The following is a 13,808-nucleotide window of genomic DNA, read 5'->3' as shown; positions in this document are numbered from 1 at the left end:
CGCGGCGTATCTCAACACCCGCGCCATCGGCAGAGCGGCAGACCGCACTCAGAATTAAATTCCTGACATAACTCACAGCGTTACGGCGCAATGAAGGTCGCTTTCACCCGCTTTGAACGTTTGAAATAGGGCGCGAAAACCGCAGCGGCCAGCAGCGACAACAGCAGCGTCTGCAGCGCACGGCTGTCGGCAACCGGCGTGAACGCAAAGGTTTTCAGCGCTAACAGCACCGTAATCAGCAGCCAGAGCAGGTAGTGACGCGGCAGGCGATGCGATCGCTTAAAGAACAGCCAGCTGATCCAGAGGCTGTAGGCCCAGACCGCGACGGCCGTAAGCAGGGAAATGGCCCAGTAGGAGAAGAGTGTGCTGCCGTGCGAAAACAGCGCCACACGCCATTCAGCATTGAACAGCGGGGTGAGATACATCGCCAGCACCAGAACGGTGGTTAACAGAGTCATTATCAGCCAGGCCAGCGGCAGCAAAAGCCAGCCGCCAATACGTGGCGCAGCAACCTGTTCATTCATCGGGAGTTATTCCTGTCTCGGAGAGTCGAAGCGCAGCAGGATAACATGTCCGGAAGGGCTCGCCCATCCGGACAGGTCAGGGGGTAAAAGAGCGGTTAACAGCAGAAAGTCAGACCACGTAACGCCACACTGTTTTCGGGACACAGCCGAGATCGTACAGGCGTCCGCCGGAGACCAGCTCAGCACGCCGGTGGTCGGCAGCCCGATACATGTTGATGATCTCGATATCATTCGTCAGTGAGTAGTTGAGGTGGTCGAAAAGCTTTTCCAGACTGTCTGAATTATTTACTTTGCGGAATTTAAGCAGGTAATCGTGCGCAGTCATCATTGCCATAACAGATAGAAGTAACAAAGGAGTGCTCAGTATAGGGGGCGGGCCTTGCCTGTCCAGATCGGGCAGGTAAGAAAAGGTGAAAATCAGACTAACGCACCGTAAACGTAATGAAAATTCGTAGTTTTATTTTTTTACCACTGTCCACAGCCATTACCCCGTCTCTGGCTGCGCGTGAATGTTTCATCCTCAACGGCAGAAGCGGCAAAAAACCGCTTTGCCTGCCACGATAAAAGCCGGTTTTTGCGCTCCCGGGGCGAATCGCCTGTCAGTGGCTTTTTTTTGTGGTTTTTACTCCAGCGTTATCCTGAACCTTTTCGTTGTCGTCAGAGAAACGTTTCGCTCCCGGACAGTGTCACCAGGCGACTGTGCGGGCAGTCACAAAACCTGTTTTTTGTTGCGGCTCAGCGTCATAACCCGTTTTGTACGCCTTGCTGTAATCGTTTCCAGCACCATTACACATAAGCGATTCTGTTTATTACAATTATTTAACCGCAAAGTTTTTATTTCTCAGCAGTTCTCTCCATAACGCCACGGCCAGCAACCCCCTCTCGTTACACGTAACTCCTTTAAATTGCTCTGTTTTGTGAGGCACGTCGCCATTATGCACCCTTTTTTAGTCCAGGCTAAGCGTGCTCTCTACCCTAAACAGCAAACGCCCTTCAGAGGAATGAAAACTATGTGGAAACGTTTACTTCTGACCACGCTGGTCAGCGCCGCATTAACCGGCCCGGTGCTCGCGGCAGACATGACGGTCGGCTTCTCGCAGGTCGGTTCAGAATCTGGCTGGCGCTCGGCGGAAACCAATGTGGCGAAAAGCGAAGCGAAAAAACGCGGCATCACCCTGAAAATCGCCGACGGACAGCAGAAGCAGGAGAATCAGATCAAGGCCGTACGTTCATTCATCGCGCAGGGCGTGGATGCCATCTTCATCGCGCCAGTGGTGCAGACGGGCTGGGAACCGGTGCTGGAAGAAGCCAAAGACGCCAAAATTCCGGTCTATCTGCTGGACCGGGCCATCGTTGTGAAAGACAAGTCGCTTTATCAGGCGGTGGTTACGGCGGATAACGTGCTGGAGGGCAAGCTGATCGGTGACTGGCTGGTGAAAACCGTCGGCGACAAGCAGTGTAACGTGGTGGAACTGCAGGGCACCGTCGGGGCCAGCGTCGCGATCGATCGCAAGAAAGGTTTTGCTGAAGCGATCAGCAACCATCCAAACATTAAAGTGATCCGTTCTCAGTCCGGTGACTTTACCCGCAGTAAAGGTAAAGAGGTGATGGAGAGCTTCATCAAGGCGGAGAACAACGGCAAGAATATCTGCATGGTCTATGCGCACAACGATGATATGGCGATCGGTGCCATTCAGGCTATTAAAGAGGCGGGTCTGAAACCGGGCAAAGATATCCTGACCGGCTCGATTGACGGGGTGCCGGATATCTACAAAGCGATGCTGGCGGGTGAGGCAAATGCCAACGTGGAGCTGACGCCGAACATGGCTGGCCCGGCGTTTGATGCGCTGGAGAAATTCAAAAAAGATGGCACGCTGCCGCCAAAAGTGATCAAGACCGAGTCGAAACTGTTCCTGCCTGCTGACGCTGAGAAGGAGCTGGAGAGGAAAAAAGGCATGGGCTACTGATCCGCAGACCAGCCGCAGACCGCCCTGTGGGGCGGTTTTTTATGACCAGGCGGAGTGAGCAGAATGACCACGCAAAATGAAGCACCGCTGCTGTCCATCAGCGGCGTCAGCAAAGGGTTTCCCGGCGTCAAAGCACTGAACAACGTCTCCTTCGATATCCGCAAAGGGGAGATTATGGCGCTGCTGGGTGAGAATGGTGCCGGTAAATCGACCCTGATCAAAGTGCTGACGGGTGTCTACAGCCGGGATGCCGGCACCATCATCCTGAATGGCGAGGCGATTACGCCGCACAACACCGCGCAGGCGCAGGAGATGGGCATCGGCACCGTCTATCAGGAAGTGAATATGCTGCCGAACATGTCGGTGGCGGATAACCTCTATATTGGCCGTGAACCACGGCGTTTCGGTATGATCGATCGCCGCCGGATGGTGCGTGATGCCGATGCGCTGATGCGCAATTACGGTTTTTCGCTCGATGTCACCCGTCCGCTGGGCCACTATTCGGTGGCGATGCAGCAGATTATCGCGATCTGTCGGGCGGTCGATCTCTCGGCGCAGGTGCTGATCCTGGATGAGCCAACGGCCAGCCTGGACGCCAGCGAGGTGGAGATGCTTTTTACCCTGATGGCGCAGCTGAAAGCCCGCGGGATGAGCCTGATTTTTGTTACCCACTTTCTCGATCAGGTTTACCGCATCACCGATCGGATTACCGTGCTGCGCAACGGGCAGTTTATTGCCACCCGCGACACCGCCACGCTGCCGCAGATTGAGCTGATCAAGCTGATGCTGGGACGCGAACTGCTGGAGACGGCGCTGCAGCGGCAGGGCAGCACGCTGCGCAGCAATCAGCCGGTCGTCTCGTTTGAAGATTACGGCAGAAAAGGCACCATTGAACCCTTTAACCTGGCGGTCCGCCCTGGCGAAGTGGTCGGGCTGGCGGGGCTGTTAGGATCCGGACGCACCGAAACCGCTGAAGTGCTGTTTGGCATCCGGCGCGCCGATCGCGGCACGGCGAAGATCAAAGGTAAAGTGCAGCGCATTACCAACCCGGCCAGAGCCTCACAGCTGGGAATGGGTTTTTGCCCGGAGGATCGGAAGACCGACGGGATTATTGGCGCGGCCTCGGTTCGCGAAAACATCATCCTGGCGTTGCAGGCGCAGCGTGGCTGGCTACGCCCGATTAAAAAGCGCGAGCAGCAGGCGATTGCCGACCGTTTCATTAAAAGTCTGGGCATCCGCACACCGCACGCGGAGCAGCCGGTAGAGCTGTTATCGGGCGGCAACCAGCAGAAGGTGCTGCTGTCGCGCTGGCTGGTGACGAAACCGCAGTTTTTGATCCTCGACGAGCCGACGCGCGGCATTGATGTGGGCGCGCACGCCGAGATTATCCGTTTAATCGAATCCCTGTGCGCCGACGGTCTGGCGCTGCTGGTGATCTCCTCTGAACTCGAAGAGCTGGTGGGCTATGCCGATCGGGTGTTGATCATGCGCGATCTGAAGCAGGTGGCAGAAATCCCCCTGGAGCAGCTTTCGGTCGCGTCGATTGTCAATGCCATCGCTGACGGAGGAGTAAAACATGCTTGAGTCTCCTATGACTTCTGAAAAAACGCCGCGTCGCAAACTGAAGCTGCCGCAGGGGATGCCGCAGATTGCGGCGCTGCTGCTGGTGCTGTTGATTGACAGTCTGGTGGCGAATAACTTCTTTGCCGTGCATCTGCAGGACGGGCGTCTGTTCGGCAGCCCGATCGATATCCTGAACCGCGCGGCGCCCGTCGCCTTGCTGGCGATTGGTATGACGCTGGTGATCGCTACCGGCGGCATCGATCTTTCCGTGGGTGCGGTGATGGCGATAGCCGGCGCAACCGCCGCGACGCTGACCGTAGCCGGTCACGGGGTGCCGTTTATCATCCTTGCCACGCTGGGAACCGGGCTGGCCTGCGGCGTGTGGAACGGAGTGCTGGTAGCGCTGCTGCGCATTCAGCCGTTTGTCGCCACGCTGATCCTGATGGTGGCCGGACGGGGTATCGCCCAGTTGATTACCCAGGGGCAGATTGTGACCTTCGACAGCGACAGTCTGGGCTGGTTTGGCAACGGCGCACTGTGGATGTTGCCGGTGCCGGTCTGGATTACGCTGGTCGTGGCGCTGGCGGTGTGGCTGCTGACGCGCAAGACCGCGCTAGGTCTGTTTATCGAAGCGGTCGGGATCAACCTGCGCGCGGCCCGCAATGCCGGGGTGACAGGCTGGCTGGTGGTGATGTCGACCTACGCGATCAGCGGTGTCTGTGCCGCCGTGGCGGGGCTGATTGTGGCGGCGGATATTCGCGGAGCGGATGCGAACAACGCCGGTTTATGGCTGGAGCTGGATGCGATTCTGGCCGTGGTGATCGGCGGAGCCTCGCTGATGGGCGGTCGTTTTAATCTGGTGCTGTCGCTGATTGGGGCGCTGATCATTCAGTCGATGAATACCGGGATTCTGCTCTCCGGTTTCCCGCCTGAGCTGAACCAGGTGGTGAAAGCGGTGGTGGTGATGTGCGTGCTGTTGCTGCAGTCACTGCGGTTTATTGCGATGTTGAAAAGGAGACGGCCGACATGATCAAACGTCATCTTCCGCTGATGATCACCTTGCTGGTGTTTGTGGCGGGTTACCTGTTTTGCCTGACGCAGTTTCCGGGCTTTGCCTCAACCCGGGTGATTTGCAACATTCTGACCGACAATGCGTTTCTGGGCATTATCGCGGTGGGAATGACCTTCGTGATTTTATCGGGGGGTATCGATCTGTCGGTCGGCGCGGTGATCGCCTTTACCGGCGTATTTCTGGCGCGGGCAATTGGCGATTTTCATCTCAATCCGCTGCTGGCGTTTGCGCTGATTCTGGCGCTGGGGGCGCTGTTTGGTGCCATGATGGGCTGGCTGATCGATGCGCTGAAGATCCCGGCGTTTATTATTACGTTAGCAGGGATGTTTTTCCTGCGCGGATGCAGCTATCTGGTGTCCGAGAATTCGATTCCCATCGATCATCCGTTTTATACGACGCTGTCGGGTCTGGCGTGGAAAATACCGGGCGGCGGGCGGCTGAGTCTGCTGGCGGTGATTATGCTGTTGGTAGTGGTGGGCGGGATTATTCTGGCGCACCGCACCCGCTTTGGTAATCGGGTTTACGCCATCGGCGGCAATCTGACATCGGCGCAGCTGATGGGGGTGTCGACGCGCGCCACCACCATTAAGATCTATATGCTTTCCACCACGCTGGCCACGCTGGCCGGGATTGTGTTTTCGATCTATACCTCAGCAGGCTATGCGCTGGCCGGGCTGGGGGTAGAGCTGGATGCAATCGCGTCGGTAGTGATTGGCGGCACGCTGTTGTCAGGCGGTGTCGGCACGGTGTTAGGCACGCTGTTTGGTGTGTTGATTCAGGGGCTGATTCAGACATGGATAAATTTCGACGGCACGCTGAGTTCCTGGTGGACCAAAATCGCCATCGGGATTCTGCTGTTTGCCTTTATCGCCCTGCAGCGGTTACTGACGGTGATCTGGGATCGTCAGCAGAACGCGCCGGTTAAGCGATTGAGTTCCTGAGATGAGAGGGCGGCTCACAGGAGCCGCCCGTTACTGCGCAAGGTTAAGCCCCATCACGGTCACCTCTTCTCCGGCTATGTGCCGCTGCTCCACCGCCTGCCATCCTGAACGCTGATAGTACGCCTGCTGGTCGGGGGTATAGAGCCAGAGTTTAGCGATCTGCTGTTGTCTGGCGCGTGCAATCGCCCGCTGAATCAGCGCCTTTGCCACGCCCTGGCCGCGGAATTTTTTGTCTGTCACGACCTCACCCAGCCAGTATTCCCTTGCCGCAATGTCATCCAGTTCATAACGAATAACGCTACAGAATGCGGCCCTGGTATTTAGCTTTTAAAGACAAGCTCAAATACCACATAGAGGAGGGAATGATGGGCAGTGGAGTAAAGCGTCCGCCGCATGGATGCGGCGGCCGAGCCTACAGGGAGGTATTTACGGCGACTTTACGGAATGCCCGCCATTCCCGACTGAAAAGCACGGGCTTGTGTGCTAATTGCACAAAAAGGCGTCGCTGTTGATGGCAGGTGCAAGGTCAGGAAAGGTATGCCTGATCGCAAAGGATTCCCGCATCCATGCGGATCGGCCGCGCCATCCCTGGCGCGGACGCTTTGCTCTTCAGGCATACCATTCCTTCCCGGTCGGGCTTAATCATTGCTGTAATAAAATCGAGCGGAATGTGAGGCAGGAGGAACGGGTCGGAGGCGGATCTGACTCGGTGTTTTATTCACAGTTGTTGATGCACTGGGTGTCTGAACATTCGCTCAGGCGCTACAAAAAGGAGGGGATGGCGGGCAGTGGAGTAAAGCGTCCGCCGCATGGACAAAAACGCCCGGAGCGTTTTTGAACAATGCGAAGCGTTGGCCCGCTTGCGGGCGAGCCTCAGGGATGAGGCGAGTCGTCCGGCGGCCGAGCCTACAGGGAGGTATTTACGGCGACTTTACGGAACGCCCGTCATTCCCGACTGAAAAGCACGGGCTTGTGCGTTTATTGCACAAAAAAGGCGTCGCTGTTGGTAGCAGGTGAAAGGTCAGGAAAGGTATGCCTGATCGCAAAGGGTTCCCGCATCCATGCGGATCGGCCGCGCCATCCCTGGCGCGGACGCTTTGCTCTTCAGGCATACCATTCCTTCCCGGTTGGGTTCGATCATTGCTGTACAAAATTCGAGCGGAATTATGAGGCGTTAGGGGATGCCGGGCAGTGAAGTAAAGCGTCCGCCGCATGGATGCGGCGGACGAGCCTACAGGGATGTATTTACGGCAACTTTACGGAACGCCCGCGATTCCCGACTGAATAGCACTGGTTTTTGACATACGGCGGCTTCCGGGCCCTGCATCTCTTTTTTAAAGAGATGCAAAGCGCCAGGAATCACCCATTAACGTTTTAACCGGTAGTACGCCTCGTTCCAGCGCAGCGCGTCTTTAAACGCGGGCAGGCGGGTGTGCTCATCAATCACCAGCACCTCGATATCGTTCATCTCGCCGTACAGATACATGTCGTCGAGCGTCAGTGCCTGGCTGAAGACCGTATGGTGTGCGCCACCCCCGAGAATCCACGCTTCGGATGCGGTCGCCAGTGACGGCTGCGCTTTCCAGAGGGCACGGGCAACCGGCAATTTCGGCAGCGGTTTCGGCTGTTCAATCGCATCGACCACATTCACCAGCAGACGGAAACGGTCGCCCATATCGATCACGCTGGCATTAATCGCACGACCGGCCGGGGTGGAGAAGATCATCCTCGCCGGGTCAGCTTTATTACCAATGCCCAGGAACTGCACATCGATCAGCGGTTTCTCTTCAATGGCGATCGACGGGCAGACCTCCAGCATGTGCGAGCCGAGCACCAGGTCGTTGCCGGGTGAGAAGTGATAGGTGTAATCCTCCATAAATGAGGTGCCACCTTTGCGATCGCCTGCCAGCACTTTGAAAATACGCAGCAGTGCAGCGGTCTTCCAGTCGCCTTCACCCGCAAAACCATACCCCTGACCCATCAAACGCTGCACCGCCAGACCCGGTAACTGGGTCATGCCATGCAGGGTCTGGAAGTTGGTGGTAAAGGCGTGGCAGCCTTCCGCTTCAAGGAACTGCTTCAGACCCAGTTCGATACGAGCCGCATCCAGCACGTTCTGACGCTTTTCACCACCAGAGGCGGCGACATCGGAAAAGCGGTAGAGGCTTTCGTACTCGTCGATCAGCGCATTCACATCGCCATCGCTGACGCCATTGATCACCTCAACCAGATCGCCCACGCCCCAGCCATTCACCGAATAGCCGAACTGAATCTGTGCAGCGACCTTATCACCTTCGGTTACGGCCACTTCACGCATGTTGTCGCCAAAACGCGCCACTTTCAGCTGCTGACTGGCCTGTTTCGCCAGGGCCGCACGCATCCAGTTGCCCAGACGCTGCTGGCTGGCGCTATCCTGCCAGTGTCCGGTCACCACGCTGTGCTGCAGACCCATGCGGGCACCGATAAAACCGAACTCACGACCGCCGTGCGCCGTCTGGTTCAGGTTCATAAAATCCATGTCCATGCTGTCCCACGGGATCTCCGCATTGAACTGGGTGTGAAATTGCAGCAGAGGCTTATTCAGCACGCTCAGGCCGCCAATCCACATTTTGGCCGGAGAGAACGTGTGCAGCCAGGTAATGATGCCGGCGCACTGCTGGTCATAGTTAGCGTCGCGACACAGGGACAGCGCTTCATCCGGTGATTTCACCAGCGGCTTAAGCTCAAGGCGCAGCGGTAACCCGGACTGATTCAGGCCCTCGACGACCTGACGCGCATGCTGTTCAACCTGGCGTAACGTCTCCGGCCCGTAGAGGTGCTGCGTGCCGATGACAAACCACACGCTGTAGCTGTTTGACTGTTCCATAAAACCACTCCTTTACTTTGCGCCTATCTAATAGGCTAATTTATTTGTCATTCTGAACCCGGGCAGTGCTCACACAGGCTGCTTTAGCAACCTGAACGCCCTGAAGGGCGGCCCTGAAGGGGCGAGCACAGCGAGTAATCCTCACGTACTCCGTGTACGGCTGCTTGTTCTGCGCTGTCCGGGTACAGACTGCCTGCAACAATTACGCCTGCTGGGCCAGGCTCGTAGCGGAAGCGGGGCGGGCGGCGTACTGCGGTTCAGCCGTCACGCACCATTGTTGATAGCGTTGATAGAGTTGCTGATAGCGGGCGACACGCGCCGGATCGGGTTGCAGCGTGACGGCGATCGGGCTGGCCATCACCTGCTGCGCCTCGGCAACGCTGGCGTGAACACCGGCAGCGACCGCGGCGAAAATGGCCGCACCCAGCGCACAGCACTCATCAGAGGCGACAATATCCAGTGGGCGGTTCATCACGTCACAGCAGGCCTGCATAATCGCCGGAGATTTCCGCGCGATGCCGCCCAGCGTCAGAATGCTCTCGACGGGGATCTGCTGCTGCTCGAAGCACTCCATAATGGCGCGCGCACCAAATGCCGTCGCCGCGACCAGACCGCCAAACAGCGCCGGGGCATCGGTACCCAGATTCAGATCGGTAATCACCCCTTTCAGCCGCTGATTGGCATTCGGCGTGCGGCGACCGTTGAACCAGTCCAGCACCACCGGCAGATGGTCGAGCTGCGGATTAGCAGCCCAGGCATCGGTCAGATCTTTAATCAGACTCTTTTGCATCTCCGCCAGCTGAGGTTTCAGCTCAGGGTGACGCTCAGCCGCCTGTTGCAGCGGCCAGCCCAGTAACCGGCTGAACCAGGCGTAGATATCACCAAAGGCGGACTGACCCGCCTCCAGCCCAATCGCTCCCGGTATCACGCTGCCATCCACCTGACCACAGATGCCTTTAATATCGCGATCGCCGACCTTTACGCTGTCAGCGATCAGGATGTCGCAGGTTGATGTGCCGATCACTTTCACCAGGGTGTAAGGTCTGGCGCCGCCTCCGACCGCGCCCATATGGCAGTCAAACGCGCCACCGGAGAGCGTAACGGTCTGCGTCAGCCCCAGACGCTGCGCCCATTCCGGGCTGAGCGTGCCGACCGGCAGATCGGCGGTCCAGGTCTCAGTGAAGAGAGGCGAGTCCAGCTGTTGCGTTAACAGCGGATCCAGCGCGTTGAGGAAATCCACATCCGGCAGGCCGTTCCAGTCGCCATGCCACAGGGCTTTATGCCCGGCTGCGCAGCGGCCACGCCGCAGTCTGTCGGGCGCGGTCGTGCCGCTTAACAGGGCAGGCACCCAGTCACACAGCTCCACCCAGGAGACCGCCGCGTCACGCACCGCCGCATCTTCCCGCGACACGTGCAGAATCTTTGCCCAGAACCATTCAGAGGAGTAGATGCCGCCGATATAGCGGCTGTAATCCGTGAAACGGCCGCTGTGACAGAGCTGATTGATCTCTTCCGCTTCTTCTATTGCAGTGTGATCTTTCCACAGCACAAACATTGCGTTGGGGTTGTCAGCGAACTCCGGGCGCAGCGCCAGTACATTGCCGTCGCGATCGATGGGCGCCGGGGTCGAACCGGTGCTGTCGACGCCAATGCCGACGACGGCGTTGCGCTGATCTTCGCTCAGGGCGTTCAGTACGCCGAGCAGCGCCTGCTCCATGGCGTCGATGTAATCCTGTGGATGGTGACGAAAACGGTTGGTGTGCGGATCGCTGTACAGACCCTGCTGCCAGCGCGGGTAGCTGCACACCGCACTCTGCAGCTCGCTGCCGCTGTGACAATCGACGGCCAGCGCACGCACCGAATCACTACCAAAGTCCAGCCCAAGGGTGATGGCTCCAGCACGCATCGGAATCTCCTGTAGTTAGTTAACTCCTGTATCCTGGGTTCGGCGCGCCGGAACAGTTAGTCATGGCTGGCTGACAATATGCACTTTCCTGCCATCGGCAGTGATTTTGTGATCCATTGCAAAAGTTAAGCTCCGGTTAAATTTGCTGAATATATGGATCATTTTGTCGTGATTTTAAGATGTGATACCGCTCTACATTTTTCTCCGCCAATACCGCTAAAACTAGCCCAGCGTCTGGACAGGCTGACAACACATAGCAATCTAACGCACTGATTTATGGCTGTACCCTCAAAACAAGACCAACTGGTAGCGCTTACACCGATTCGTTATGAGCAGCGAAAAATAACCTGGTACCGGAGAGCATCATGCATAAATTCACTAAAGCATTCGCGGCCATCGGCCTGGCAGCGGTTATGTCACAATCCGCTATCGCCGAGACCATGAAGCTGGGTTTTTTAGTCAAGCAACCAGAAGAACCCTGGTTCCAGACGGAATGGAAATTTGCCGATAAAGCCGGCAAAGATCTCGGCTTCGACGTCATCAAAATTGCCGTCCCGGATGGTGAAAAAACCCTGAATGCTATCGACAGCCTTGCCGCAAACGGCGCGAAAGGCTTCGTCATCTGTACGCCCGATCCCAAGCTGGGCTCCGCCATCATGGCGAAAGCGCGGGGCTACGGCCTGAAAGTCATTGCCGTAGACGATCAGTTTGTGACCGCCAAAGGCAAACCGATGGATACCGTGCCGCTGGTGATGATGGCCGCCACCAAAATCGGCGAACGTCAGGGGCAGGAGCTTTATAAAGAGATGCAGAAGCGCGGCTGGGATGTGAAAACCACCGGCGTGATGGCGATTACCGCCAACGAACTGGATACCGCACGCCGTCGTACCGGTGGATCGATGGACGCCATCAAAGCTGCGGGCTTCCCGGCCGCTCAGATCTATCAGGTTCCGACCAAATCCAACGACATCCCTGGCGCCTTTGACGCCGGTAACTCCCTGCTGGTGCAGCATCCTGAAGTCAAACACTGGCTGATTGTTGGCATGAACGACAACACCGTGCTGGGCGGCGTGCGCGCGACGGAAGGTCAGGGCTTTAAAGCGGCTGACGTCATCGGCATCGGTATCAACGGCGTGGATGCGGTCAGTGAACTGTCGAAAGACAAAGCGACCGGCTTCTACGGCTCGCTGCTGCCAAGCCCGGATATCCATGGTTATAAGAGCAGCCAGATGCTCTACAACTGGGTGAGCAAAGGCGAAGAGCCGGCGAAATTCACTGAGGTCACCGATGTGGTGCTGATCACCCGTGACAACTTCAAAACTGAACTGGCGAAAAAAGGACTGATGTAACCCTGAGCCTGCCAGGCGTTTCGCCGCCTGGCATCCTGCATAGCCTGCTTCACGTCGCCCGCCCGCACAGGCCGGCGACGTGCAAGAGTGAGGATAAACATGAACACTGATTCAGCTTTTCTGTCGTTTCATGGCATCAGTAAAACCTTTCCTGGCGTGAAAGCGCTGCAGGATATCTCCTTCGACTGCCGGGGCGGTGAAGTCCATGCGCTGATGGGCGAGAACGGCGCAGGCAAATCGACGCTGTTAAAAATACTCAGCGGCAGTTATCAGCCGAGCGGCGGTGAGATTCGGATCAAAGGCCAGCCGATGAACTTTCAGCGTACCACCGATGCGCTGGATGCGGGCGTGGCCATTATTTACCAGGAGCTCCATCTGGTGCCGGAAATGAGCGTGGCGGAGAACATCTATCTCGGTCAGATCCCGCACAAACATGGGCTGGTCAACCGCCGGCTGATGCGTTACGAAGCCGGCCTGCAACTGAAAAATCTCGGCATGGATATCGACCCCGATATGCCGCTGAAATATCTGTCGCTGGGACAGTGGCAGATGGTGGAGATTGCCAAAGCGCTGGCGCGCAACGCGCGCATTATCGCCTTTGATGAGCCGACCAGTTCACTGTCGGCGCGTGAAATCGACAACCTGTTCCGCGTCATCCGCCAGCTCCGCCAGGAGGGCCGGGTGGTGCTCTATGTGTCGCATCGCATGGAGGAAATTTTTGCCCTCAGCGACGCCATCACCGTCTTCAAAGATGGCCGTTATGTGCGCACCTTTACGGATATGGCCAATACCCATCACGACGATCTGGTGCAGGCGATGGTGGGCCGTAACCTCGGCGATATCTATGGCTATGCGCCACGGCCTGTGGGGGCGGTGCGGCTGGAACTGGATCGGGTCGAAGCGAAGGGCGTGCGGACGCCGATTTCACTGAAAGTCCATGCCGGGGAAATTGTCGGGCTGTTTGGTCTGGTTGGCGCGGGACGCAGCGAACTGCTGAAAGGCTTGTTTGGCGGCACCCGTCTGCGCGGTGGTCAGGTGATTCTGGACGGCAAACTGCTGCCGCTGCGCGAGCCGATCGACGCCATCCGGGCGGGGATCATGCTCTGTCCGGAAGATCGCAAAGCCGAAGGCATCATCCCGGTGCACTCGGTGCGTGACAACATCAACATCAGCGCCCGTCGCCACAACCTCACCGCCGGATGCCTGATTAAAAATGGCTGGGAAAGCAAAAACGCCGACAGCCATATCCGCTCACTCAACATTAAAACGCCCAGCGCCGATCAGCTGATCATGAACCTTTCCGGCGGCAACCAGCAGAAGGCGATCCTGGGGCGCTGGCTCTCGGAGGAGATGAAAGTGATCCTGCTCGATGAGCCGACGCGCGGTATCGATGTCGGCGCCAAGCATGAAATCTATAACCTGATTTATCAGCTGGCCAACCGGGGCATTGCGGTGCTGTTTGCCTCCAGTGACCTGCCGGAGGTGATGGGCCTGGCCGACCGGATTGTGGTGATGCGCGAAGGTGCTATCGCCGGTGAACTGCTGCACGACGACGCCACGGAGCAGCAGACGCTGAGCCTGGCCATGCCCAAAACCACTCAAGCGGCCGCCGTGGCCTGA

The 13,808-nt window shown here is 57.6% G+C and carries 10 protein-coding genes and 1 pseudogene; 6 read left to right on the top strand and 5 right to left on the bottom strand.

Annotation, left to right across the window (positions count from 1 at the left end):
* Positions 1–80: 80 nt before the first annotated feature.
* A complete protein-coding gene (locus F3I47_RS01860) occupies positions 81–524 on the bottom strand; it encodes a DUF2569 domain-containing protein (RefSeq protein WP_009090340.1) in 444 nt (147 codons plus the stop codon).
* A 109-nt stretch (positions 525–633) separates the two neighbouring features.
* Positions 634–849, bottom strand: coding sequence for a transcription modulator YdgT (gene ydgT / locus F3I47_RS01855; protein WP_046101771.1), 216 nt, complete (start codon positions 847–849; stop codon positions 634–636).
* 685 nt (positions 850–1,534) lie between these two features.
* Between ydgT and ytfQ the strand changes: the two genes are divergently transcribed.
* The 4 genes from ytfQ (at position 1,535) to yjfF (ending at position 6,067) form a co-directional block, all read left to right on the top strand.
* Positions 1,535–2,491, top strand: coding sequence for a galactofuranose ABC transporter, galactofuranose-binding protein YtfQ (gene ytfQ, locus F3I47_RS01850; RefSeq protein WP_046101772.1), 957 nt, complete (start codon positions 1,535–1,537; stop codon positions 2,489–2,491).
* A gap of 63 nt (positions 2,492–2,554) precedes the next feature.
* Entirely contained in the window at positions 2,555–4,075 is a 1,521-nt protein-coding gene (locus tag F3I47_RS01845) for a sugar ABC transporter ATP-binding protein (protein WP_046101773.1), read from the top strand.
* On the top strand, positions 4,068–5,084 hold the full coding sequence (gene ytfT / locus F3I47_RS01840) for a galactofuranose ABC transporter, ATP-binding protein YtfT (RefSeq protein ID WP_150029623.1): 1,017 nt from the start codon (positions 4,068–4,070) through the stop codon (positions 5,082–5,084). The genes F3I47_RS01845 and ytfT overlap by 8 nt, the downstream gene beginning before the upstream one ends.
* Complete coding sequence (yjfF, locus tag F3I47_RS01835) at positions 5,081–6,067, top strand: galactofuranose ABC transporter, permease protein YjfF (protein ID WP_140028500.1); 987 nt, start codon at positions 5,081–5,083, stop codon at positions 6,065–6,067. Before ytfT ends, yjfF begins: the two co-directional genes overlap by 4 nt.
* Before the next feature lie 30 nt (positions 6,068–6,097).
* On the opposite strand, the pseudogene F3I47_RS01830 reads toward yjfF, so the two are convergent.
* From F3I47_RS01830 to F3I47_RS01820, 3 genes and pseudogenes are all read right to left on the bottom strand, one after another.
* Positions 6,098–6,385 (bottom strand): annotated as a pseudogene (locus F3I47_RS01830) (GNAT family N-acetyltransferase); the annotation flags it as partial.
* A 1,048-nt stretch (positions 6,386–7,433) separates the two neighbouring features.
* On the bottom strand, positions 7,434–8,933 hold the full coding sequence (gene araA / locus F3I47_RS01825; protein WP_150029621.1) for an L-arabinose isomerase: 1,500 nt from the start codon (positions 8,931–8,933) through the stop codon (positions 7,434–7,436).
* Between the two features lie 202 nt (positions 8,934–9,135).
* Positions 9,136–10,839, bottom strand: a complete 1,704-nt coding sequence (locus F3I47_RS01820; protein WP_150029620.1) for a ribulokinase — start codon at positions 10,837–10,839, stop codon at positions 9,136–9,138.
* A gap of 365 nt (positions 10,840–11,204) precedes the next feature.
* Here F3I47_RS01820 and F3I47_RS01815 point away from each other — a divergent pair, with 365 nt between their 5' ends.
* Complete coding sequence (locus F3I47_RS01815) at positions 11,205–12,188, top strand: arabinose ABC transporter substrate-binding protein (RefSeq protein ID WP_009090326.1); 984 nt, start codon at positions 11,205–11,207, stop codon at positions 12,186–12,188.
* Positions 12,189–12,287: 99 nt separating this feature from the next.
* Positions 12,288–13,808, top strand: a complete 1,521-nt coding sequence (gene araG / locus F3I47_RS01810) for an L-arabinose ABC transporter ATP-binding protein AraG (RefSeq protein ID WP_150029619.1) — start codon at positions 12,288–12,290, stop codon at positions 13,806–13,808.

The organism is Pantoea sp. M_10 (assembly GCF_008631515.1).
Taxonomy (GTDB): Bacteria; Pseudomonadota; Gammaproteobacteria; order Enterobacterales; family Enterobacteriaceae; genus Pantoea; species Pantoea anthophila.
This window is presented reverse-complemented; position numbering and strand designations above follow the sequence as displayed.

What these genes read in the sequence shown, in the direction of transcription:
- F3I47_RS01860 (WP_009090340.1), bottom strand. Translation starts at nt 524, where the DNA reads ATGAATGAACAGGTTGCTGCGCCACGTATTGGCGGCTGGCTTTTGCTG.
- ydgT (WP_046101771.1), bottom strand. Translation starts at nt 849, where the DNA reads ATGACTGCGCACGATTACCTGCTTAAATTCCGCAAAGTAAATAATTCA.
- ytfQ (WP_046101772.1), top strand. Translation starts at nt 1,535, where the DNA reads ATGTGGAAACGTTTACTTCTGACCACGCTGGTCAGCGCCGCATTAACC.
- F3I47_RS01845 (WP_046101773.1), top strand. Translation starts at nt 2,555, where the DNA reads ATGACCACGCAAAATGAAGCACCGCTGCTGTCCATCAGCGGCGTCAGC.
- ytfT (WP_150029623.1), top strand. Translation starts at nt 4,068, where the DNA reads ATGCTTGAGTCTCCTATGACTTCTGAAAAAACGCCGCGTCGCAAACTG.
- yjfF (WP_140028500.1), top strand. Translation starts at nt 5,081, where the DNA reads ATGATCAAACGTCATCTTCCGCTGATGATCACCTTGCTGGTGTTTGTG.
- araA (WP_150029621.1), bottom strand. Translation starts at nt 8,933, where the DNA reads ATGGAACAGTCAAACAGCTACAGCGTGTGGTTTGTCATCGGCACGCAG.
- F3I47_RS01820 (WP_150029620.1), bottom strand. Translation starts at nt 10,839, where the DNA reads ATGCGTGCTGGAGCCATCACCCTTGGGCTGGACTTTGGTAGTGATTCG.
- F3I47_RS01815 (WP_009090326.1), top strand. Translation starts at nt 11,205, where the DNA reads ATGCATAAATTCACTAAAGCATTCGCGGCCATCGGCCTGGCAGCGGTT.
- araG (WP_150029619.1), top strand. Translation starts at nt 12,288, where the DNA reads ATGAACACTGATTCAGCTTTTCTGTCGTTTCATGGCATCAGTAAAACC.